18 protein-coding genes are annotated in these 21,610 nt (G+C 70.0%); 11 read left to right on the forward strand and 7 right to left on the reverse strand.

Translation table 11 applies throughout. From position 1 onward, the window contains the following. Positions 1–147 precede the first annotated feature (147 nt). Positions 148–1,071 carry an EamA family transporter gene (locus BKK80_RS02150; protein WP_071070635.1) on the forward strand — a complete coding sequence of 308 codons (924 nt, stop codon included), beginning with the start codon at positions 148–150 and terminating at the stop codon, positions 1,069–1,071. On the opposite strand, the gene BKK80_RS02155 is transcribed toward BKK80_RS02150, so the two are convergent. Next, positions 1,054–1,791 carry an NAD(P)H-binding protein gene (locus BKK80_RS02155; RefSeq protein ID WP_071068550.1) on the reverse strand — a complete coding sequence of 246 codons (738 nt, stop codon included), beginning with the start codon at positions 1,789–1,791 and terminating at the stop codon, positions 1,054–1,056. The two genes, BKK80_RS02150 and BKK80_RS02155, sit on opposite strands and share 18 nt — an antisense overlap. 198 nt (positions 1,792–1,989) lie before the next feature. On the opposite strand from BKK80_RS02155, the gene BKK80_RS02160 reads away from it, so the two are divergent. Continuing rightward, positions 1,990–2,259 (forward strand): hypothetical protein, encoded by a 270-nt coding sequence (locus tag BKK80_RS02160; protein WP_157903151.1) that lies wholly within the window; start codon positions 1,990–1,992, stop codon positions 2,257–2,259. 173 nt (positions 2,260–2,432) lie between these two features. After that, positions 2,433–3,413 carry a Bug family tripartite tricarboxylate transporter substrate binding protein gene (locus BKK80_RS02165; protein WP_071010665.1) on the forward strand — a complete coding sequence of 327 codons (981 nt, stop codon included), beginning with the start codon at positions 2,433–2,435 and terminating at the stop codon, positions 3,411–3,413. On the opposite strand, the gene BKK80_RS02170 is transcribed toward BKK80_RS02165, so the two are convergent. After that, positions 3,400–4,122: a response regulator transcription factor gene (locus tag BKK80_RS02170; protein ID WP_071037627.1), complete on the reverse strand. Its 723-nt coding sequence runs from the start codon at positions 4,120–4,122 to the stop codon at positions 3,400–3,402. The two genes, BKK80_RS02165 and BKK80_RS02170, sit on opposite strands and share 14 nt — an antisense overlap. Before the next feature lie 269 nt (positions 4,123–4,391). Here BKK80_RS02170 and BKK80_RS02175 point away from each other — a divergent pair, with 269 nt between their 5' ends. Next, entirely contained in the window at positions 4,392–5,126 is a 735-nt protein-coding gene (locus BKK80_RS02175) for a response regulator transcription factor (protein ID WP_071037626.1), read from the forward strand. Positions 5,127–5,218: 92 nt separating this feature from the next. Here BKK80_RS02175 and BKK80_RS02180 read toward each other — a convergent pair whose 3' ends face one another. The 4 genes from BKK80_RS02180 to minC all read right to left on the reverse strand — a co-directional run bounded on the left by BKK80_RS02180 (position 5,219) and on the right by minC (position 8,636). Beyond that, entirely contained in the window at positions 5,219–6,304 is a 1,086-nt protein-coding gene (locus BKK80_RS02180) for a porin (RefSeq protein ID WP_071010668.1), read from the reverse strand. Positions 6,305–6,716: 412 nt separating this feature from the next. After that, the gene (gene minE / locus BKK80_RS02185) at positions 6,717–6,971 is read right to left on the reverse strand and encodes a cell division topological specificity factor MinE (protein WP_071010669.1); all 255 of its coding nucleotides are present in this window, start codon (positions 6,969–6,971) and stop codon (positions 6,717–6,719) included. A gap of 19 nt (positions 6,972–6,990) precedes the next feature. Next, entirely contained in the window at positions 6,991–7,806 is an 816-nt protein-coding gene (gene minD, locus BKK80_RS02190) for a septum site-determining protein MinD (RefSeq protein WP_071010670.1), read from the reverse strand. Between the two features lie 56 nt (positions 7,807–7,862). Then, complete coding sequence (minC, locus tag BKK80_RS02195; protein ID WP_071010671.1) at positions 7,863–8,636, reverse strand: septum site-determining protein MinC; 774 nt, start codon at positions 8,634–8,636, stop codon at positions 7,863–7,865. A 354-nt stretch (positions 8,637–8,990) separates the two neighbouring features. Between minC and BKK80_RS37050 the strand changes: the two genes are divergently transcribed. From BKK80_RS37050 to kdpE, 7 genes are all read left to right on the forward strand, one after another. Beyond that, positions 8,991–9,161, forward strand: a complete 171-nt coding sequence (locus BKK80_RS37050) for a hypothetical protein (RefSeq protein WP_167366666.1) — start codon at positions 8,991–8,993, stop codon at positions 9,159–9,161. Then, complete coding sequence (gene kdpF, locus BKK80_RS02205; RefSeq protein WP_071010673.1) at positions 9,161–9,250, forward strand: K(+)-transporting ATPase subunit F; 90 nt, start codon at positions 9,161–9,163, stop codon at positions 9,248–9,250. Before BKK80_RS37050 ends, kdpF begins: the two co-directional genes overlap by 1 nt. Then, on the forward strand, positions 9,250–11,067 hold the full coding sequence (gene kdpA, locus BKK80_RS02210) for a potassium-transporting ATPase subunit KdpA (RefSeq protein WP_071037624.1): 1,818 nt from the start codon (positions 9,250–9,252) through the stop codon (positions 11,065–11,067). Before kdpF ends, kdpA begins: the two co-directional genes overlap by 1 nt. A 142-nt stretch (positions 11,068–11,209) precedes the next feature. Continuing rightward, a complete protein-coding gene (kdpB, locus tag BKK80_RS02215; RefSeq protein WP_071037623.1) occupies positions 11,210–13,471 on the forward strand; it encodes a potassium-transporting ATPase subunit KdpB in 2,262 nt (753 codons plus the stop codon). 55 nt (positions 13,472–13,526) lie between these two features. Further along, positions 13,527–14,171 (forward strand): potassium-transporting ATPase subunit KdpC, encoded by a 645-nt coding sequence (gene kdpC / locus BKK80_RS02220; protein ID WP_084084627.1) that lies wholly within the window; start codon positions 13,527–13,529, stop codon positions 14,169–14,171. Between the two features lie 104 nt (positions 14,172–14,275). Further along, complete coding sequence (locus BKK80_RS02225; RefSeq protein WP_071068552.1) at positions 14,276–17,164, forward strand: DUF4118 domain-containing protein; 2,889 nt, start codon at positions 14,276–14,278, stop codon at positions 17,162–17,164. Between the two features lie 36 nt (positions 17,165–17,200). Beyond that, the gene (gene kdpE, locus BKK80_RS02230; RefSeq protein ID WP_071010676.1) at positions 17,201–17,896 is read left to right on the forward strand and encodes a two-component system response regulator KdpE; all 696 of its coding nucleotides are present in this window, start codon (positions 17,201–17,203) and stop codon (positions 17,894–17,896) included. Positions 17,897–20,012: 2,116 nt separating this feature from the next. Here kdpE and BKK80_RS02235 read toward each other — a convergent pair. After that, positions 20,013–21,578, reverse strand: a complete 1,566-nt coding sequence (locus BKK80_RS02235) for a sulfatase-like hydrolase/transferase (protein ID WP_071068553.1) — start codon at positions 21,576–21,578, stop codon at positions 20,013–20,015. Between the last annotated feature and the right edge of the window lie 32 nt (positions 21,579–21,610).

Genomic DNA, 21,610 nt, shown 5'->3' on the forward strand with positions numbered 1-21,610 from the left:
TGGCGACGATATGGGAATCTTGACATCGAGATATTCGCTTCGTAAAGTGGTTTTTATCTTGATGTCGAGATTCTTGATATGAACGAAGATCAACTGACACGCGCCCCGCATTCCGCCGGTTCCGCCGGTTCCGCCGGATCGCAAGACATGGCTGGCACGGACGGGCCGGCGCCGCCGCGCCGCCATGGCCTGGATACGCTGCTGACGGCCCTTGCGCCGGCGATCTGGGGCAGCACCTACCTGGTCACCAGCCAATGGCTGCCGCCGGGCCAGCCCTTGCTGTCGGGGGTGATCCGCGCGCTACCGGCCGGCCTGGTGCTGCTGCTGCTGGGGCGGCGCCTGCCGCGCGGCAACTGGTGGTGGAAGGCGGCGCTGCTGGGCGTGCTCAATATCGGTTTCTTCCAGGCCATGCTCTTCATGGCCGCCTACCGCCTGCCGGGCGGGGTGGCGGCGACGGTGGGCGCGATCCAGCCGCTGCTGGTGGTGGCCCTGGCCTGGACGCTGCTCGGCACGCGCCCGGGCGCGCTGGCCTGGGCGGCCGGCGCCGGCGGCCTGCTGGGCGTGGCCCTGCTGGTGCTGGGGCCGGCGGCGCGCCTGGACGCGGTCGGGCTGGCGGCTGCGGCGGCCGGGGCCGTGTCGATGGCGGTGGGAACCGTGCTGACGCGCCGCTGGCGGCCGCCGGTGGCACCGCTGGTGCTGACCGGCTGGCAGTTGTGCAGCGGCGGCCTGTTCCTGCTGCCCTTCGCGCTGGCGCTGGAACCCCTGCCGGCCAGGCTCGGCGCGGTCCAGCTCGCCGCCTATGCCTGGCTCGTCGTGGCCGGCGCGGGGGTGAGCTACGCGCTGTGGTTCCGCGGCATCGCGCGCCTGCCGATACCGGCGGTGTCGGCGCTGGGCCTGCTGAGCCCGGTGGTGGCGACCTTGCTGGGCTATGCCGTGCTCGGCCAGGCATTGACGCCGCTGCAGATGGCCGGCGCGCTGCTGGTGCTGGCCAGCGTCTGGCTCGGCCAGCAAGGCGGCGCCGCGCGCGGTCCCGCGGCCGCGCCGGCGGCGCGCTCAGCCGCGGCGCCGTGAGACCAGCGGCGCGGCGCGCACGAAGCGGCAGGCCGCCGCCTCGTCCAGCATCCAGCGGGCCATGGCCGCATAGGAGACCGGCAGCCAGGAATTGCCGGCGTCGGCCCAGCCGGTGCCGGCGGCCGGTGCCTCGTCGCGTCCGCGCGCATTGACGGCGGCGCGCACCAGGGTCCAGCGCAGCGAGGACAGGGCGCCGGCGCCCAGGCCATCGACCACCGCCTGCAATTCCGCGGCGCCGCGGCCCATGCGTCCGGGCAGCCGGGCGAAGGCGCGCATCAGCCGGCTGGCCGGCTGGCCGGGCGGTGCGCTCAGCAGGGTGTTGACCAGCAGGATGCGATCCACGCCGGCCGCCTGCATCGCGCTTTCGAGTGTGGCCAGGTGCCGCGATAGCAAGGCCGACGGGTCCTGGCTGGTTGCGGTCACACCGACCGCGCTCAGCACGGCGCCGGCGCCCGCGAAGGCGCGCGCCAGGGCGTCGCCGTCGGCCAGCGCCGGCACCACCGCGATACGGGAACCGGTGGGCACCGCGCCGATGCGCTCGGGGCGCGAGCGCACGATGGCGGTGAAGCCAATGCCCAGGGCGCGGCACCTGGCCAGGATGCCCTGGCCGAGGCCTCCGGCGGCACCGAGGACGGCCACGTGCGCGGGACGCAGTGCACAGGGCGTGACGGCAGGCTTGGCAGGCAGGGCAGGCGGGGTGTCGCGGGTGGCTGTCGTCATCGGTCGGAGGGTGTTGCGCGCGGGCGCGGAGCGCGCATTGTGGCATCACTGTGGCGCACGTGGCACTTCCCCGGCGGCCGATCGGGCGCCAACGGCGGGCAACTGCGGCCAATTTCCCATGCAGGCGCGGTATCGGCCACGGCCCGGGCCGTGGCCGCGTGGATGTTGCGGCGCCGCGTTTTGCGGCATCATGCGGACATGAAGTCAGACGCCCTCCCCACCCCGCCGGCCGCGACCGTGCCCGCCTGCGCCCGCTGCCGCGCGCTGGCGGCCGATGCGCGCCGGCGCGAGCCGCATGCCGGCCTGGCCCTGCAGCACACGGCCCCGGTCACGGAGCAATGCGAGGCCGGCGTGGCCTACAGCAAGCTGACCTTCGTCTGCCGTGACTGCGGCACCGAGTGGCGGCTCTATGACCGTGCCGGCGAACCCTTCGTGGCGTGGGCGCCGGCGCGTCCGCTGACCACGTAGGCGAGCATGCGCGGCGCGGTACGCCCTGCGCGGAGCGCATGATCCCGATCGGCTAAGATAGCGTCCTTGCGCACCGCCGCGCGCGCTGGCCGAGCGCCGCCTGTCACCTATCGCCCAGCGCCCATCGCCGCGCGTCGGCCCCGTCTCCTTCATTCTTGGCAGCATCCTCACCCATGGCTCTTTCCTCCCGCCTCCGCTCGCTGGCCGCCCTGTCGCTCGCAGCCTGCGCGGGCACGGCCCTTGCCGCGCCCGACAATTTCCCCAGCCGCCCGATCCGCCTGATCGTGGCCTATCCGAGCGGCGGCATCAGTGACACGGTGGCGCGCGCACTGGGCGAAAAGCTGTCGGCGCAGCTGGGCACCTCGGTGGTGGTCGAGAACCGCGGCGGCGCGGGCGGCAGCATCGGCATCGATGCCGTGGCCAAGGCACCGGCCGACGGCTACACGCTGGGCTTCTCCTCGACCAGCCCGCTGACGCTGACGCCGCACGTGTCCCACGTCAACTACGATCCGAAGCACGATATCGCGCCGGTGATGAGCGTGATGTATTCCCCGGTGCTGGTGGTGGCGACCCACAGCTTCCAGGGCAAGACCTTCCAGGACCTGCTGGCGCAGGCCAAGGCCAAACCGGGCTCGGTGCGCTGGGCCACCTCCGGACAGGGCACCATCGGCCACGTGATGCTGGAGCAGATCAAGGCCAAGACCAGGACCGACCTGATCATGGTGCCCTACAAGGGTGCGGGCCAGCAGCTCAATGACGCGCTCGGCGGCCAGTTCGAGGTGATGAGCACCAATGCCAGCCCGATGCTGACCCAGCACATGCAGGCCGGCCGCCTGCGGCCGCTGGCGGTGGGCGCGCCCAAGCGCCTGGAATCGCTGCCCGCGGTGCCGACCTTCGCCGAGCTGGGCATTCCCAGGGCCAACCTGACCTCGACCTTCGGCATCTTCGCCCCGGCCAAGACGCCGCCCGCCATCCTCGCCAGGCTCAACACCGAGCTGAACAAGGCGCTGGCCGAGCCGGACGTGCGCGACCGCCTGCTCAAGGGCGGCGTGGTGCCGACCGGTGGCAGCGCAGCCCAGTTCGCCGCGGCCATCCGCGGCGAATACGAGGACAACGCGCGCATCGTGCGCGAGGCGGGTATCAAGGAGGACTGAGTCCGCGCAGCTCCGCCAGGCTGCGCGGCTCGAGCAGGTCGAGGCGGCAGCCGACCGCGCAGATGGCGCTGAGCCGCACGCCGTTGTGCGGCCACAGGCCCAGCTTGGTGCGCACGCGCGACAGGTGGCTGTCGATGGTGCGCGAGGTCTGCGGCACGGCGCGCCGCCACACGCGCTCGCACAGGATCTGGCGCAGCACCAGCTGGCCGGCATGGCGGAACAGCAGCACGGCCAGGTCGAACTCCTTGGGTGCCAGCGGCACGCAGCGGTTGCGCACGTAGGCGCGCCGCTCGGCCAGGGCGAAGCGGAACACGCCCACCACCAGGTCGCCGCAGCCGGCCGCCGGCGCGGTGCGCCGCGCCAGCGCCTGCACGCGCGCGGCCAGCTCGCCATGGCGCAGCGGCTTGGCGACGAAGGCATCGGCCCCGTCGGCGAAGCAGTTGGCGATATGGGCCTCGTCGTCGCGCTCGCTCAGCAGCATGACGGGCAGCGCGGCGCCGAGCGCGCGCCGGATCCACAGCAGCACGTCGCGGCCGGCGATGCCGCGTACTTCCCAGTCGAGCAGCAGCATGTCGAACGACTCCCGGCGCAGCGCCTGCATCAGCGCCTGGCCGCCGCGGAAGCGCACGCAGCTGTGCCCGTTCAGCAGCAGGGTCTGCTCCAGCAGCAGGGCCTGCGTCGGATCGTCCTGCAAGGCAGCGACCTTCATCGAAATCCCTCCTGGCACGCTCGGATCGGTCCGCCATGTTAGACGCGGTCCCGGTGGCGGCCAAAGTCAAAATTTGTCTCCGCAGCCGCGCCACCGGCCTGCCCGGTTCCCCGCAACACAATCGCTGTTCGATTTGAGATTTGTCTCAGTGTGTTTGCCTGGGGCAAGCGCTTGAATGGTGCTGCCCTGCGCCGCCTGCCGTCCGGCGCGCGGCGATGCCGGCGCGGGGCCGGCGCACACGAGGCGGCTGGCAGATGGAGGCAAATCCGATGGAAACGAGAATCGCATCGCTCGAAGACGACCCGGCGCAGGCCGCATGGATCCAGCATGTGCTGCGCAATGCCGGCCTGCACTGCGTCAGCTTCGAAGCCGGGCGCGAGCTGATGCTGAGCCTGCGCGAGCACAGCTTCGATGTCCTGCTGCTCGACTGGCAGCTGCCCGACATGAGCGGCAAGGACCTGCTGTGCTGGGTCCGCGCCAACGTGGACCGGCGCGTGCCCGCCATGTTCCTGAGCTGCCGCGACGCGGAGGAAGACATCGTCGGCGGGCTGCATGCCGGCGCCGACGACTACATGGTCAAGCCGATCCGGCCGGCCGAGCTGGTGGCGCGCCTGCAGGCCCTGCTGCGCCGCGCCGCCGCCGGCCCGCGCCCGGGCAACTCGCCCATCGAGCTGGGCGGCTACACGCTCGACTGCGCGGCCCGCTCGGCCGCGCGGCACGGCCGGCCGCTCAAGCTGACGCCGAAGGAGTTTGACCTGGCCGTGCTGCTGTTCCGCAACGAAGGCCGCATCGTCTCGCGCGACCACATCGTGGCGGCCGTGTGGGGGCGCGAGATCTCGCCGCTGTCGCGCACCATCGATACCCATATGTCACGCGTGCGCGGCAAGCTCGGCCTGCATCCGTGCAACGGCATGCAATTGGTGCCGGTGTACACGCACGGCTACCGGCTGGAGTGGCTGGAGCGCGGCGGGTCCGACGGCGCCGAGGCGATGGCCGCGGCCTGAGCGCGCCCGCGCGGGCGCATCCACCATGAAAAAAGGCACCCGCAGGTGCCTTTCTTCGTGGCTTCCGTGCCGCTGGCAGTGCCAGCCGGGCATCAGAAGATGTGGCGGATACCCGTTGCCACGCCGAGCTGGTTGTTGCGGCCCGGCAGTTCGGTGACGGCGCCGCCGGTCACCTTGTTGTAGTCCACGGTGCCGTACAGCTGGGTGCGCTTGGACAGCGAGTACTCGGCCAGCAGCACGCCGGTGTAGCGGTTGCCGGCGTTGTTCGACACACCGTTCACATTGGTGATGTGGTCGGCGTAGAACACGCCCGTCAGCGCCAGGGCCGGGGTGGCCTGGTAGGTCACGCCGAGGAAGCCGGCGGTGTCCTTGCGCGGGTTGTTCTGGAAGTTGCCGCCGGCCGGGACCCGGTTGCCGCTGATCGACGCGTCGGCGTTCATGAAGCCGTTGTCGATGATGCCGGTGCGGTCCTTGCCACCGATGTAGCCCAGGAACAGCTTGGCAGGGCCGATGCCGTACTTGCCGGAGGCGCCCCACATCTGCTGCTTGTTGCCGTTGATGTCGCGGATTTCCTGGTAGACGCCACCGACGGCGAACGGTCCCATGCTGTAGGACGCGCGGGTACCCCAGTACTGGTTGGTGGTGATGCTGCCGGGCTGCTCGCCGAAGCCGTAGCTGGCGCCGACGTTCAGGCCGCCGAACGCGCCGGAGTAGCTGATGACGTTGTCGCGGCGGAACTGGGTCAGGAAGAACGGCCAGGCGTTGGCGGTGTAGTTGCCGATGGTCAGCGGATCGAAGTCGCCGAAGAAGTTGAAGCCTTCGGTGTACTGGCGGCCCAGCTTGACGGTGCCGAAGTCGCCGGCCAGGCCGACGTAGGCCTGACGATTGAACAGGCGCGAGGAGTCGTTCTTGGCGCCGGTGTCGATGCTGTAGCCGTTTTCCAGCTGGAAGATCGCCTTCAGGTTGTTACCCAGGTCTTCCGCGCCCTTCAGGCCCCAGCGGCTTTGCGTCACGGCGCCGTCGGTCATCTGGAACTGGCCGTCGTTCTTGGCGTTCGAGTTGGTCGTGTAGCGGACGCTGACGTCAGCGATGCCGTACAGGGTGACCGAGGAGGACTGGGCGTAGGCGCTGCTGGCCAGCAGGGCGCCCGCTGCGAGGGTCAGGGCTGATTTCTTCATGGTGCTCCTTTTCTGTCGTTCTGATTGCGTGGCACCGGATCGCGGCGGCACACATGGTTACGTCTTGTCATAACGCCGCCAAAATTTATCAAAACGACGGGAACTTAGGAGCAAACCGGACAATTGAGCGTACATTTCCCGGCCAAAACGTTGTCAGGCCGCGACACCAGGCCGCAGGTGTCCCCGCTGGAACGGGTGGGATATGCCCCAAAGGGGGGATAAGAAGGCACGCCGTGGCGCTGGACACGCCGCAGGCGCCACGACGTGCCGCCGCCGCCACAGCCGCCGGCGGGCGCGCGGGGGAGGGGGAAGCGGGATGGAGGCGGGATGGAGGCGGGAGGGGCGCGGGAGCGGCGCGCGCGGCGGCGCGGGGAAGGCAAAGGGCCGGCCGGGGCCGGCCCGGCCGCCGCGATCAGCCCTGCGGGATCTCGATCTTGACCTCGAGCACTTCGAGGTTGTCCTGGCGCTCCAGGCTCACGCGCAGGTCCTCGTCGCTGATCTTGACGTACTTGGAGATCACCGCCACCAGCTCGCGCTGCAGTGCCGGCAGGTAGTCGGCCGGGGCCGAGTGGCCGGTGCGCTCGTGCGCCAGGATGATCTGCAGGCGCTCCTTGGCCACCGACGCGGACTTTTTCTTCTCCCCCAGCAGGAAGGACAGAATCGACATGGGTACGGTCCTCCTTGGGTTACTTGCTGCCGAAGATGCGGGACAGCAGGCCGGGCTTCTGGTAGTCGGTGAAGCGCATCGGCTTGTCCTTGCCGAGGAAGCGGTCGACCACGTCGGCGTAGGCATCGGCCACGTCGGTGCCTTCCAGGTGGATGGCCGGCGTGCCCTGGTTGGAGGCATGCAGCACCGCCTCGGATTCCGGCACCACGCCGATCAGCTTGATGCGCAGGATTTCCTGGATGTCGGTCAGCGACAGCATCTCGCCGCCATGCACGCGCTTGGCGTTGTAGCGGGTGATCAGCAGGTGTTCCTTGATCGGCTCGCCGCCCTCGGTGGCGCGCTTGGTCTTGGAAGCCAGGATGCCCAGGATGCGGTCGGAGTCGCGCACCGAGGATACTTCGGGGTTGGTGACCACCAGCGCTTCGTCGGCGAAGTACATGGCCATCAGCGCGCCGCTCTCGATACCGGCCGGCGAATCGCAGACGATGTACTCGAAGCCCATGTCGGTCAGGCCGTTGATGACCCGCTCGACGCCGTCACGGGTCAGCGCGTCCTTGTCGCGCGTCTGCGAGGCCGGCAGGATGAACAGGTTCTCGCACTTCTTGTCCTTGATCAGGGCCTGGTTCAGGTTGGCCTCGTTCTGCACCACGTTGATCAGGTCGTAGACCACCCGGCGCTCGCAGCCCATGATCAGGTCGAGGTTGCGCAGGCCGACGTCGAAGTCGATGACGGCCGTCTTGTGGCCGCGCAGGGCCAGGCCCGCCGCAAAGCTGGCGCTGGTGGTGGTCTTGCCGACGCCTCCCTTGCCGGAGGTCACAACGATGATTTTTGCCATGGCTCTTGGTCCAGTAATAGGGTTGCTTGCTTGAGTTCAGGTTCGGCCGGCGGCGCTCACTTCATGCGCAGCGGCTCGAGGATCAGTTTTTCTTGGGCCAGGCGTACCTGGGCGGACTTGCCCAGTACCTCCGCCGGCAGCGTCTGCTCGGCGGTGCGATAGATGCCGGCGATGGAGATCAGTTCGGGCTCCAGGCAGGTGCAGAAGATGCGCGCGTCCGGATTGCCCTTGACACCCGCCAGCGCGCGGCCGCGCAGCGGGGCATAGATATGGATGTTGCCCTCGGCGATGACTTCGGCGCCGTAGCTGACCAGGTCGAGGATGACCACGTCGCCCTGGGCGTAGATCTGCTGGCCCGAGCGCAGCGGCCGGTCGATCACCAGGGTCGGCACCGCCTGCCGCACCGGTTCGGGCGCGGGGGCCGGCGCCGGCGCGGCGGTCTCGGCGGCGGCCGGTGCTGCCTCGTCGGCGTCCTGCGCCGCCCGGGCCGGCTGGCCCGCCCTGGCGCCGCGCCGGCTCTGGCTGTCGAGCAGCGGCAGGCCGAAGGCGCCGGCCCAGCCGCGCTGGTCGGGACGCGCCACCACGCCGATGGCGCGGGCCTTGAGGGTGGACAGCGTATCGATCACCTGTTCCAGCGCGACCGGCGCCTCGTCGGGCAGGCGGCGCAGGTCCAGCGCGACGACGTCGTCGGAGAAGAAATCCGGCGTGGCTTCGAAGCGGGACAGCAGATCGTCCCGGAGCGCGGGCACGTCAGCGGTCTCGAGGGAGAGAAGGAGGGCGTCGACGTTGCCACTGCGCAGCTCGAAGCGTGGCGATTTCTTCTGGGACATGGAGCCGGTGACCGTGGAAATGCCACATTCTAACGTCGTCTGCCGCACGAACTGTAACAATTCCGCCGTGCACGCGGGGCAGTGCCGCAAGCGGCGCGCTGCCGTGCGCTGGCGCAAGGCGCACAACGGGCACAACGTGCGCAACGTACGCAACGTGCGCAAGGCGGGCAGGACCTGACGGCGGCCACGGCCGGCATGTGCGCTGCGGGCGGCGGGCGGCGCACGCCCGGGCCGCCTGACGCGGCACGCGCCGTCTTTATATCTTCTTTACACCCCCCTCCCGCCTCTCTATCCCGTTTTTACCGTTCCGTCCCTAATCTGCGAGGCGTCAACCACGCACGCTTCATATCTGCCATGGACGGGATCTATTTCATCGTGCTGCTGCTGTTCGGCGCGCTGACCGGCGCGCTGCTCATCCTGTGCGCCGCGCTCGGCGCCAGGACGCCGCCGGGCGGCGATCGACAGGGGGGCGGCGACTCCGGCGCGCCGTCGGGAAAACACAGTGCACAGGACAGGGGGCTGTGATGGACTGGGCTGATCTGCTGGGCGGCGCGCTCGCCGTCGTCGTCTTCGTCTACCTCCTCATCGCGCTGTTCCGGCCGGAGAAATTCTGATGTCCACCGAATTCCTGGGCCTGCTGGCCCTCTACCTGGCCATCCTGCTGGCCGCCGCGCCTTTTCTCGGCCGCTATATCCGCCGCGCGATGGAGGATGGAAGCTACGGCCTGACCGCCTGGGGCCGTCCGCTCGAGCGCTTGCTGTACCGCCTGGGCGGCGTGCGCCCGGGCGCCGAGATGGGCTGGAAGCAGTACGCGGTGGCCGTGATCGCCTTCAACCTGCTGGGCGTGGTGGCGGTCTATGCGCTGCAGCGCGTGCAGGGGCTGCTGCCGCTGAACCCGCAAGGCTTCGGCGCGGTCTCGCCGGATTCCGCCTTCAATACCGCGGTCAGCTTCGTCACCAACACGAACTGGCAGGGCTACGCGGGCGAGTCCACCATGAGCTACCTGACGCAGATGCTGGCGCTGACGGTGCAGAACTTTGTCTCGGCGGCCACCGGCATTGCCGTGGTGTTCGCGCTGATCCGCGGCTTCGCGCGCCAGAACGCGTCCACCATCGGCAACTTCTGGGTCGACATGACGCGCTCCACGCTGTACGTGCTGCTGCCGCTGTCGGTGGTGATGGCGCTGGCGCTGGTCAGCCAGGGCGTGATCCAGAACTTCGACGCCTACCGGGATGTCGGCCTGGTGCAGGCGGTCGAATACAGCCAGCCCAAGGTCGACGCGGCCGGCCAGCCGGTGCTCGACGCCAAGGGCCAGCCGGTCACCGAGCCGGCCCGCACCGACAAGCAGACGCTGGCGATGGGCCCGGTGGCCTCGCAGGAAGCCATCAAGATGCTGGGCACCAACGGCGGCGGCTTCTTCAATGCCAACTCGGCCCACCCCTTCGAGAACCCGACCGAGCTGAGCAACCTGATCGAGATGCTGGCCATCTTCCTGATCCCGGCGGCGCTGTGCTTCAGCTTCGGCGAGATGGTGCGCGACCGGCGCCAGGGGGTGGCGGTGCTGGCCGCGATGACGGTGATCTTCGTCGCCATGGCGTGCGCGGCGGCGCTCTCCGAGCAGCAGGCCAATGCCGCGCTGGCCGGCCTGCCGGTCGACCATGCCGCCTCGCTGCTGCAGGCCGGCGGCAATATGGAAGGCAAGGAATCGCGCTTCGGCATCGCCGCCACCGCGCTGTTCGCCACCATCACCACGGCGGCTTCGTGCGGCGCGGTCAATGCCATGCACGACTCCTTCACCGCCATCGGCGGCGCCGTGCCGATGCTGCTGATGCAGCTCGGCGAGGTGGTGTTCGGCGGCGTCGGCTCCGGCCTGTACGGCATGCTGGTCTACGCGGTGCTGGCGGTCTTCATCGCCGGCCTGATGATCGGGCGCACGCCGGAATACCTGGGCAAGAAGATCGAGGCCTACGAGATGAAGATGACCGCGGTGGCCATCCTCGTCACGCCGCTGCTGGTGCTGCTCGGCACCTCGGTGGCGGTGATGAGCGAGGCCGGGCGCGCCGGCGTGTTCAACCCGGGCACGCACGGCTTCTCGGAGATCCTCTACGCGCTGTCCTCGGCGTCCAACAACAACGGCAGCGCCTTCGCCGGGCTGTCGGCCAACACGCCCTTCTACAACGTGCTGCTGGCCGCGGCGATGTGGTTCGGCCGCTTCTGGATCATCGTGCCCATCCTGGCCATGGCCGGCTCGCTGGCGGCCAAGAAGCGGCTGCCGGCGACGGGCGGCAGCATGCCCACGCACGGCCCGCTGTTCGTGGTGCTGCTGGTCGGCTCGGTGCTGATGGTGGGCGCGCTGACCTATATCCCCGCGCTGGCCCTCGGTCCGGTGGCGGAGCAGCTGCAGGGACCCGTGGCCGCCGCCGCGCCGTGAGCGTCGCCGCTCGCGGCGCAACGAGCCAAGCGGAAAGCGCAAAGCGGAAGAACGGAAACAAGACACAACAGGCAGGAATCCGGCTGCCGGCGGGGTGCCCAGGGCGCACGCCGGCAGCTACCAGGTGATTGCGGAGAAACGCATGCAACAAGACTCCATGACCGCGCAAGCCAAGGCCGGCGGCGCGGCTTCCGCCGATACGGCACAGGCCACCGGCGCGCCCACCCACGGCAGGGCGGGCGGCGGCCACCACCGGCCCGGTCCGCGCGGCATGTTCGCGCCCGAGCTGGTCAAGCCGGCGCTGCTGGAATCCTTCAAGAAGCTGTCGCCGCGCGACCAGCTGCGCAACCCGGTGATGTTCGTCGTCTACGTCGGCAGCATCCTCACCACGGTGCTGTACTTGCGCGCGCTGTTCGCGCCGGCGGCGGCGGGCGGGGAGAGCGCCGCCTTCATCCTGGCGGTGACGGTGTGGCTGTGGTTCACGCTGCTGTTCGCCAACTTCGCCGAGGCGCTGGCCGAGGGCCGCAGCAAGCAGCAGGCCGAGGCGCTGCGCGGGCTGAAGACGACGGTGACGGCCAAGCTGCTCAAGAGCGGCGCCAGGCAGGGGCCGGGCGCCGCCACCGAGCCGCGCGCGGCGACCGCGCTGCGCCGCGGCGACGTGGTGCTGGTCGAGGCGGGCGACATGATCCCCGGCGACGGCGAGGTGATCGAGGGCGTGGCCTCGGTCGACGAGAGCGCCATCACCGGCGAATCGGCGCCCGTGATCCGCGAGTCCGGCGGCGACTTCTCCTCGGTCACCGGCGGCACGCGCGTGCTGTCCGACTGGATCGTGGTGCGCATCACCACCAACCCGGGCGAAAGCTTCATCGACCGCATGATCACCATGGTCGAGGGCGCCAAGCGCCAGAAGACGCCCAACGAACTGGCGCTGACCATCCTGCTGGTGGGCCTGACCATCGTGCTGCTGCTGGCCACCGCCACGCTGCAGCCGTTCTCGGTCTACAGCGTGCTGGTGACCAAGGCCGGCCTGCCGGTCACCATCACCGTGCTGGTGGCGCTGCTGGTGTGCCTGATCCCGACCACCATCGGCGGCCTGCTGTCGGCCATCGGCGTGGCCGGCATGAGCCGCATGATGGAAGCCAATGTGATCGCCACCTCGGGCCGCGCGGTCGAGGCCGCCGGCGACGTCGACGTGCTGCTGCTGGACAAGACCGGCACCATCACGCACGGCAACCGCCAGGCCTCGCGCTTCATCCCGGCGCCCGGCGTCACGCCGCAGCAGCTGGCCGAGGCGGCCTGGCTGTCGTCGCTGGCCGACGAGACGCCGGAAGGGCGCAGCATCGTCATGCTGGCCCGCCAGCAGTCGGGCACGGCGCTGCCGGACGGCGTGGACCCGGCCGGGCACGTGTTCGTGCCGTTCACCGCGCAGACCCGCATGAGCGGCGTCGATGTCGGCGCCGGGGCCGTGGGTGGCGCGGCGCAGCGCAGCGTGCGCAAGGGGGCCGCCGACGCGGTGCGCAAGTACGTCACCGAGCGCGCCGGCAAGTTTCCCGACGCCGTGCTGCAGGCGGTGGATGACGTGGCGCGCGTCGGCAGCACGCCGCTGGTGGTGGCCGAAGCCGCGGCGGGCCCGTCCGGGCGCACCGACGCGCCCGACGCCATCGTGCGCGTGCTCGGCGTGGTGGAGCTGAAGGACATCGTCAAGGCGGGCATCCGCGAGCGCTTCGGCGAGCTGCGCCGCATGGGCATCAAGACCGTCATGATCACCGGCGACAACCGCCTGACCGCGGCCTCGATCGCCGCCGAGGCGGGCGTCGACGACTTCCTCGCCGAAGCCACGCCCGAGGCCAAGCTCAAGCTGATCCGCCAGTACCAGGCCGAAGGCCGGCTGGTGGCGATGACCGGCGACGGCACCAACGACGCTCCCGCGCTGGCCCAGGCCGACGTGGCGGTGGCGATGAACAGCGGCACGCAGGCCGCCAAGGAGGCCGGCAATATGGTCGACCTCGACAGCAACCCGACCAAGCTGATCGAGATCGTCGAGATCGGCAAGCAGATGCTGATGACGCGCGGCTCGCTGACCACCTTCAGCGTGGCCAACGACGTGGCCAAGTACTTCGCCATCATCCCGGCGGCCTTCGCCACCACCTATCCGCAGCTCAACCAGCTCAACGTGATGGGACTGGCGACGCCGGGCTCGGCCATCCTGTCGGCGGTGATCTTCAACGCGCTGATCATCGTGGTGCTGATCCCGCTGGCGCTCAAGGGCGTGGTGTACCGGCCGCTCGGCGCCGCCACGCTGCTGCGCCGCAACCTGCTGATCTACGGCCTGGGCGGCATCGTCGTGCCCTTCGCCGGCATCAAGGTGATCGACATGATCCTCGCCGCGTGCGGCTGGGCCTGAGCGACGTCCGCCGTCCGCGGCCGCCTGGTCCGATCCCACCTATCCGGAGTCTCTTATGCATACGCAAGTCCAAGCCAGTCCCGCCGCCGCCGCGCCCGATGCACCCGACGCGCCCGAAGCGCAACGCGGGCTGCTGCGCCCGCTGCTGACGGTGTTCGTCGCGCTGTCGGTGGTCACCGGCCTGCTCTATCCGGGCGCCGTCACCGGCATCGCCAAGGCGCTGTTCCCGTCGCAGGCCGCCGGCTCGCTGATCGTCAAGGACGGCAAGGCCATCGGCTCCGAGCTGATCGGCCAGCCCTTCTCCGACCCGCGCTACTTCTGGGGCCGGCTCTCGGCCACCGCGCCGATGCCCTACAACGCGAGCGCCTCCAGCGGCTCGAACCTGGGCCCGCGCAATGCCGCGCTGACCGACGCCGCGCACGCGCGCATCGAGGCGCTGCGCGCGGCCGATCCGGGCAATGCCGCGCCGGTGCCGGTCGACCTGGTGACCGCCTCCGGCAGCGGCCTGGATCCGCATATCAGTCCGGCTGCGGCCGACTACCAGGCGGCCCGCGTGGCGCGCCTGCGCGGCCTGCCGCTGGCGCGCGTGCAGGCGCTGGTCATCGCCAATACCGACGCGCCGCTGCTGGCGGTGCTGGGTGACCCGGTGGTCAATGTGCTCAAGCTCAACCTGGCGCTGGATGCCGAGCCGCGGCGCTGAGGCGGCTCGGCGGCGGTGCGGCGGCGGCATGGTGCCGCCGCGCGCGTGCGCCGCCGTGGCACAATCGACGGCATCCTCCCCGCTGCCGGGCGATGGGGCCATCCATGTCTGATTCCTCGCTGCGCGACCCCTCCGAACGACCCGATCCCGATGCGCTGCTGCAGCGCGTGCAGGCCGAGGGCGCGCGCGCCGCGCGCGGCAAGCTGCGCGTCTATTTCGGCGCCTCGGCCGGCGTGGGCAAGACCTACGCCATGCTCAGCGCGGCGCGTGCGCTGCACGGCGACGGGGTCGACGTGCTGGTCGGCGTGGTCGAGACCCATGGCCGTGCCGAGACCGAGGCGCTGCTGGCCGGGCTCGAACGCCTGCCGCCGAAGGTGGTGCCCTACCGCGAGCGCGAGCTGACGGAGTTCGACCTCGACGGCGCGCTGGCGCGGCGGCCCGCGCTGGTCCTGGTCGACGAGCTGGCGCACTCGAACGCGCCGGGCAGCCGCCATCCCAAGCGCTGGCAGGATATCCAGGAACTGCAGGCGGCCGGCATCGATGTCTGGACCACGGTCAACGTCCAGCACCTGGACAGCCTGAACCAGGCGGTGGGCGGCATCACCGGCATCCGCGTATGGGAAACCGTGCCCGACGCGGTGTTCGACGATGCCGACGAGGTGATCCTGGTCGACCTGCCGGCCGATGAACTGCTGCGCCGCCTGCAGGAGGGCAAGGTCTACCTGCCAGAGCAGGCGCGGCACGCCGCACGCAACTTCTTCCGCAAGGGCAACCTGATCGCGCTGCGCGAGCTGGCGCTGCGGCGCACCGCCGACCGCGTCGACGACGACGTGCGCGCCTACCGCCATGCCGAGGCGATCCAGCCGGTGTGGCGCACGCGCGAGGCGGTGCTGGCCTGCATCGGCGCCGGCGACGATGCCGAGCAGGTGGTCCGGAGCGTGCGGCGCATGGCCGGCCAGCTCGACTGCGAGTGGCATGTGGTGACCATCGCCACGCCGCGCCTGGCGCCACTGTCCGAGGCGGCGCGCCTGCGCATGCAGGAAGCCATGCGCCTGGCCGAGGAGATGGGCGCGCGCACCGAGACGCTGGCCGGCAATGACATGGTGCGCGCGGTGGTCGGCTATGTGCGCCGCCACAACCTGACCAAGGTGGTGCTGGGACGCGCGCCGGCCGACTGGCGGCGCGGCGGCGGCACCGTGCTCGAGCGCGCGCGCGCCGTGCTGGCGACCTCGCTGTCGCCCTTCCTGGGCGCGCGCGCCTGGCTGTTCGGGCGGCGCAGCTTCGCCGATGCGCTGGCGGCGGCCTGTCCCGAGATCGACGTGATCCGTGTCGCCGCCGACACCACGCGCGACGACCTGCGCGGGCGCAACCCGCCACCCGGCACGCGCCCGGCGCTCGCCGATGACGAGGCGCAGGCCGAGGTGGCGCTGGCGCATCGCAAGGACTACCTGTGGGCGCTGGTCTGGTGCGGGGCGGCGACCGCGCTCTCGGCGCTGACGCGGCCGTGGTTCGATCTCGTCAACATCGCCATGCTGTTCCTGGCCGCGGTGGTGGCGGTGGCGCTGCGCCACGGGCGCGGTCCGGCGGCGCTGGCCTCGGTGGTGTCGGTGGCGGCCTTCGACTTCTTCTTCGTGCCGCCGCGCATGTCCTTCGCTGTCAGCGACGTGCAGTACCTGCTGACCTTCGCCGTGCTGCTGACGGTGGGGCTGGTGATCGGCCAGCTCACCGCCGGCCTGCGCGAGCAGGCCGAGGTGTCGGTGCAGCGCGAGACCGACGCGCGCACCCTGTACGAGCTGGCGCGCGAGCTGTCGGCGGCGCTGATGACCGAGCAGATCGTCTCCATCGGCAGCCGCTTCCTGCATGCCGCCTTCCAGGCCAACTGCGCTTTCTTCCTGGTCTCGGCGCAGGGCCGCCTGCTGCCGCCGCTGGTGGACCCCGCCCATCGCGACGGCAGCCGCGGCGGTATCGACCCGGTGCTGGCGCAGTGGGTGTTCGACCACGGCCAGCCGGCCGGCACCGGCACCCATACCTTGCCGGGCAGCACGGTGCTCTACCTGCCGTTGAAGGCCCCCATGCAGGTGCGCGGCGTGCTCGCCGTGGAGCCGCAGGCCTGGCGCGCCTTCACCGAGCCCGGCCTGCGCCGCCAGGTGGACGTGTTCGCCACGCTGATCGCCATCGCCATCGAGCGCCTGCACTATGTCGAGGTGGCGCAGCAGGCCCTGGTCTCGATGGAGTCGGAGCGGCTGCGCAGCTCGCTGCTGGCCGCCGTGTCGCACGACCTGCGCACGCCGCTGACGGGGCTGATCGGCATGGCCGAGACCCTGCTGCGCGGGGTCCCGGCGCTGGCGCCGCCGGTGGCCGAGACGGTGGACGCCATGCGCGGCCAGGCGCTGCGCATGCGCACCATGGTGGTCAACCTGCTCGACATGGCGCGCCTGCAGAGCCGCGACGTGCAGATGCAGCAGGAGTGGCAGTCGCTGGAGGAACTGGTGGGCGCGGCGCTGGCGGCGATGCGCGACGCGCTGCGCCAGCACCGCATCACGGTGGCCGACCTGTCGGCGCTGCCGCTGGTGGAGTGCGATGCCGTGCTGATGGAGCGCGTGCTGTGCAATCTGCTGGAGAACGCCGCCAAGTACACGCCGCCGGGCAGCACCGTGGCCATCGCCGGCGAAGTGGCCGGCGAAGAGGTGAGGCTGGCGGTAGAGGACGACGGGCCCGGCGTGCCGGCCGGCAAGGAGCGGCTGATCTTCGAGAAATTCACCCGCGGCGAGCGCGAGTCGGCCACCACCGGGGTCGGGCTCGGGCTGGCGGTATGCGAGGCCATCGTGCAGGCGCATGGCGGCCGCATCTGGGTGGAGGGGCGCGGCGATGGCGGCAGCGGGGCGCGCTTCGTGATCGCCCTGCCGCGCGGCAACCCGCCCGCGATCGAGCCGGAGGCGCCCGTCGCCGCGCCGCAGGAGGCGCGGGAACACGCGCCGCACGACAAGAGCTAGCTGACTGAGGCTACACAGGAAAGGATCCGGACCGCGATGCCATTCGATTTTTCCCCCACCGTGCTGGTGGTCGAGGACGAACCTCATATCCGCCGCTTCGTGCGCGAGTCGCTGGAAGGCGAGGGCTGCAGCGTGCACGAGGCCGAGACGCTCAAGCGCGGGCTGATCGACGCGGGCACGCGCCAGCCCGACGTGGTCATCCTCGATCTCGGGCTGCCCGACGGCGACGGCATGACGCTGATCCGCGAAATGCGCACCTGGACCGAGGTGCCGGTGCTGGTGCTGTCCGCCCGCACCGGCGAGAACGACAAGATCGCCGCGCTCGACGCCGGCGCCGACGACTACCTGACCAAGCCCTTCGGCGTGGGCGAACTGATCGCGCGCGTACGCGTGCTGCTGCGCCGCCATGCCCGGCTCAATCCGCAGGGCAGCGCCCAGGTGAGCTTCGGCGAGGTCCAGGTCGATCTCGCCAACCGCCTGGTCACGCGTGGCGGGGAAGCGGTCCACCTGACGCCGATCGAGTACCGCCTGCTGGCCGTGCTGATCGCCAACCGCGGCAAGGTGCTGACGCATCGCGAGCTGCTGCGGCAGGTGTGGGGGCCTTCGCATTCGGAGAGCAGCCATTACCTGCGGGTCTATATGGGGCATCTGCGGCAGAAGCTGGAGGGGGATCCGGCGCAGCCGGTGCATCTGTTGACGGAGGTGGGGGTGGGGTATCGGTTTGTGGGGTAGGGGGTTTTGGGGGCTTTGGGCATCGCGGTTTGTCGAGCGGGGTTGGTGGTTGGACCCAACGGCCAGCCGCTTTCGGACTGCTTGAGGTCTCGCGTTTTGTTGGGCGGTGTGGGCGGTTGCACTCGACGGCCGGCCGTTCTCGGGCTGCCTGAGATATCGCTTCTTGTCGGGTGGCGTTGGCGGTTGCACCCAACGACCGTACGACATCCCCCTGCGGGGGCTGCCGGTCACTTTTCTTTGCGTTCTGCAAAGAAAAGTAACCCAAAGAAAGCAGACCCTGCCGGGGGCAGAGCAATCAGGCTCGCTGGTTTAGTCGCCGGCTATGGTGGGGGTGGCGGCTCTGCTGGTCGCTGCCGCGCCCGGTGCGGACATGGCCGACTCTGCCGATGTCGCGAGCAGGGATGGTGGGCCCCTGATGGCGGGCGGCGGGAGTGGTTCGGCCATCTGCCGTTACCGGGGCGGATCGCCGCGCTCTACTGAGCGGCGCTGGTTTCATTGCCGGGAAGTGGCCCCCGGTTTGAGGTTGAGGGCACTATTGCGATCCGTCGCGATAGGAACGCAAAGTGGTCGACGTGGAGTGTCATTCCTCATGCGTGGGCGCCGCGGGTGTTCCTTCGTCAAAATCTCCCGTATCGGACTGCTTGAGGTCTCGCGTTTTGTTGGGCGGCGTTGGCGGTTGTACCCAACGACCGTACGACATCCCCCTGCGGGGGCTGCCGGTCACTTTTCTTTGCGTTCTGCAAAGAAAAGTAACCCAAAGAAAGCAGACCCTGCCGGGGGCAGAGCAATCAGGCTCGCTGGCTTAGTCGCCGGCCGTGGTGGGCGTGGCGGCTCTGCTGGTCGCTGCCGCGCCCGGTGCGGACATGGCCGACTCTGCCGATGTCGCGAGCAGGGATGGTGGGCCCCTGATGGCGGGCGGCGGGGGTGGTTCGGCCATCTGCCGTTACCGGGGCGGATCGCCGCGCTCTACTGAGCGGCGCTGGTTTCATTGCCGGGAAGTGGTTCCCGGTTTGAGGTTGAGGGCACTATTGCGATCCGTCGCGATAGGAACGCAAAGTGGTCGACGTGGAGTGTCACTCCTCATGCGTGGGCGCCGCGGGTGTTCCTTCGTCAAAATCTCCCGTATCGGACTGCTTGAGGTCTCGCGTTTTGTTGGTCGGCGTGGGCGGTTGTACCCAACGACCGTACGACATCCCCCTGCGGGGGCTGCCGGTCACTTTTCTTTGCGTTCTGCAAAGAAAAGTAACCCAAAGAAAGCAGACCCTGCCGGGGGCAGAGCAATCAGGCTCGCCGGCTTAGTCGCCAGCTGTGGTGGGCGTGGCGGCTCTGCTTGTCTCTGCCGTTCGCGTGGCGGGCCATCACGACACTACGGCCTTCCTGAGTTCTATTGCCTTGCCCCTGATGGCAGGCGGCCTTGGTAGTTCGACCATCTGCCGTTACCGGGGAGGAGCGCCACTTCCCTGGCGGCGTGCCTGGTTGCATTGCAGGCCTGGGGCTCCCGTGCAAGCCGGGCAGCAAGCGCGATTGCCAGCAGGATCTCGACGAAGGAAGGCCCAGGGTGAAGTCCGCTCGGGCCCACCCATGAGGAGTGACACTCCACGTCGACCACTTTGCGTTCCAATCGCGAGGGACCACAACAGCGCCCCTCACGCCAAACCGGGGGCCACTTCCCGGCAATAAGACCAGCGCCATTCAGTAGAGAGCGACCATCCGCCCCGGTATCGGCAGATGGTCGAACCACCTCGCCGCCCGCCATCAGGGGCCCACCATCCCTGCTCGCGACATCGGCAGCGCCGACCACGTCCGCACCGGGCGCGGCAGCGACCAGCAGAGCCGATGCGCCCACCACAGCCGGCGACCCAGGCAGCGAGCCTGATTGCTCTGCCCCCGGCAGGGTCTGCTTTCTTTGGGTTACTTTTCTTTGCAGAACGCAAAGAAAAGTGACCGGCAGCCCCCGCAGGGGGATGTCGTACGGTCGTTGGGTGCAATCGCCCACGCCGCCCAACAAACCGCGATACCTCAAGCAATCCGATCGCGGCCGGCCATTGGGTGCAACGGCCAGCGCCGCTCGATAAAACGAGATGCCACGCGCAGGCCCAATCTCCACCAACCAACCTCACCACACCCCAAAAAACACCCCCGCCTGCTTATAGACATTCGTCTTAGCCGCCACCTCCTCATGACTCACCGTCACGCGTGGCTTGAGCGCAAGGAACCACTCCAGCAGCTTCTGCCGCATGGCCGCGCGCACCGGCTCGTGCCCGGCATCGGTCCCCAGGTCGAAGAACTCGTCGGGGTCGTTGGCGAGGTCGAACAGCTGCGGGCGGAAGCCCTGCCAGTGCACATACTTCCAGCGCGCGTCGCGCACCATCCAGGCACGGCATTCGCCAGGGTGGCGGCCCAGCGCCAGGCGTGCGCCGCGATAGGCGTAGTCGAGCTCGGAGACGACGAAGTCGCGCCAGGCGCCGTCCTGCGCGCCGCGGGCCTGGGTGATGTGCAGCAGCGAGCGGCCTTCGATACGGTGGTCGGCCGGCGGCAGCGAGAGGGCGTCCAGCACGGTGGGCACCACGTCGACGGCGGAGACCATGGCCTCGCTGGCGCTGCCGCGCGTGGCGTCGGCCTGCGGCGAGGGGTCGTAGACGATCAGCGGGATGTTCTGCACGGTGTCGTAGAACTGCTCCTTCTCGCCCAGCCAGTGGTCGCCGAGGAAGTCGCCGTGGTCGGCGGTGAAGACGATCAGGGTGTCCTGCCAGCGTCCCAGGCGCTCCAGCTGTTCCCACAGTTCGCCGAGGCGGTCGTCGATCTGCTGGATCAGGCCCTGATAGGCCGGGCGCACCGTGTCGGAGACTTCGCTGCGCATGAAGTTCGCGCATTCTTCCTGGGTGCGGTAGGCCGACAGCACGGGGTGCGGGTCTTCCAGCTCGGCCGGGTCGCGCTTGAGCGGCAGGCAGTCGTCGAGCGCATAGGCGGCGTGGTAGGGCGCGGGGGCCAGGTAGGGCCAGTGCGGCTTGACCAGCGACAGGTGCAGGATCCAGGGGGCGTCGCCGCGCGTGGCGATGTACTGCATGGCCTGGCCGACGGTGTAGGCGGTCTCCGAATGCGGCTCGGCCACGCGCGCGGGCAGGCCGGCATTGCGCATGTGCCAGCCGGAGACGATCTCGCCCTGGGCGGTCTCGGCGCTGATGACATAGTCGGTCCACGGGTCGGCGCTGTCGTAGCCCTGCGCGCGCAGCCAGTCGGCGTAGGCGCTGCGCGGCTCGGCGTGGTGGCCGTCGTGGCGGTCGACTTCGACGAAGTGGCCGCTGCGCAGCAGCTGTTCCAGTTCGCTGCCGCCGTCCAGGTGCAGGCGCTTGAGGCCGGCGTGGTCGGGCATCACATGGGTCTTGCCGGCCAGCGCCAGCGCGCGGCCGCTGTCTTTCAGGTATTCGCCCAGTGTGACCTCGCCCACCGAGAGCGGCACGCGGTTCCAGGTGGCGCCGTGGCTGCTGACGTAGCGGCCGGTGTAGAAGCTCATCCGGCTCGGGCCGCACACGCCCGAGGTGACGAAGGCGCGTTCGAAGCGCACGCCGCGGCGCGCGAGCGCGTCGATGTTGCGGGTGCGCAGGGCGGGGTGGCCATAGCAGCCGAGATGGTCCCGGCGCAGCTGGTCGCACATGATGAAGAGGACGTTGCGTGTCGTCATGGCATTCGATGGAGGAGCGCGCGCCGGCCGGC

Source organism: Cupriavidus malaysiensis (assembly GCF_001854325.1).
GTDB classification, from domain to species: domain Bacteria; phylum Pseudomonadota; class Gammaproteobacteria; order Burkholderiales; family Burkholderiaceae; genus Cupriavidus; species Cupriavidus malaysiensis.

Bases quoted from the DNA above. Each gene is read 5' to 3' on its own strand.
- BKK80_RS02150 (WP_071070635.1), top strand. From the start codon at position 148: ATGGCTGGCACGGACGGGCCGGCGCCGCCGCGCCGCCATGGCCTGGAT.
- BKK80_RS02155 (WP_071068550.1), bottom strand. From the start codon at position 1,791: ATGACGACAGCCACCCGCGACACCCCGCCTGCCCTGCCTGCCAAGCCT.
- BKK80_RS02160 (WP_157903151.1), top strand. From the start codon at position 1,990: ATGAAGTCAGACGCCCTCCCCACCCCGCCGGCCGCGACCGTGCCCGCC.
- BKK80_RS02165 (WP_071010665.1), top strand. From the start codon at position 2,433: ATGGCTCTTTCCTCCCGCCTCCGCTCGCTGGCCGCCCTGTCGCTCGCA.
- BKK80_RS02170 (WP_071037627.1), bottom strand. From the start codon at position 4,122: ATGAAGGTCGCTGCCTTGCAGGACGATCCGACGCAGGCCCTGCTGCTG.
- BKK80_RS02175 (WP_071037626.1), top strand. From the start codon at position 4,392: ATGGAAACGAGAATCGCATCGCTCGAAGACGACCCGGCGCAGGCCGCA.
- BKK80_RS02180 (WP_071010668.1), bottom strand. From the start codon at position 6,304: ATGAAGAAATCAGCCCTGACCCTCGCAGCGGGCGCCCTGCTGGCCAGC.
- minE (WP_071010669.1), bottom strand. From the start codon at position 6,971: ATGTCGATTCTGTCCTTCCTGCTGGGGGAGAAGAAAAAGTCCGCGTCG.
- minD (WP_071010670.1), bottom strand. From the start codon at position 7,806: ATGGCAAAAATCATCGTTGTGACCTCCGGCAAGGGAGGCGTCGGCAAG.
- minC (WP_071010671.1), bottom strand. From the start codon at position 8,636: ATGTCCCAGAAGAAATCGCCACGCTTCGAGCTGCGCAGTGGCAACGTC.
- BKK80_RS37050 (WP_167366666.1), top strand. From the start codon at position 8,991: ATGGACGGGATCTATTTCATCGTGCTGCTGCTGTTCGGCGCGCTGACC.
- kdpF (WP_071010673.1), top strand. From the start codon at position 9,161: ATGGACTGGGCTGATCTGCTGGGCGGCGCGCTCGCCGTCGTCGTCTTC.
- kdpA (WP_071037624.1), top strand. From the start codon at position 9,250: ATGTCCACCGAATTCCTGGGCCTGCTGGCCCTCTACCTGGCCATCCTG.
- kdpB (WP_071037623.1), top strand. From the start codon at position 11,210: ATGCAACAAGACTCCATGACCGCGCAAGCCAAGGCCGGCGGCGCGGCT.
- kdpC (WP_084084627.1), top strand. From the start codon at position 13,527: ATGCATACGCAAGTCCAAGCCAGTCCCGCCGCCGCCGCGCCCGATGCA.
- BKK80_RS02225 (WP_071068552.1), top strand. From the start codon at position 14,276: ATGTCTGATTCCTCGCTGCGCGACCCCTCCGAACGACCCGATCCCGAT.
- kdpE (WP_071010676.1), top strand. From the start codon at position 17,201: ATGCCATTCGATTTTTCCCCCACCGTGCTGGTGGTCGAGGACGAACCT.
- BKK80_RS02235 (WP_071068553.1), bottom strand. From the start codon at position 21,578: ATGACGACACGCAACGTCCTCTTCATCATGTGCGACCAGCTGCGCCGG.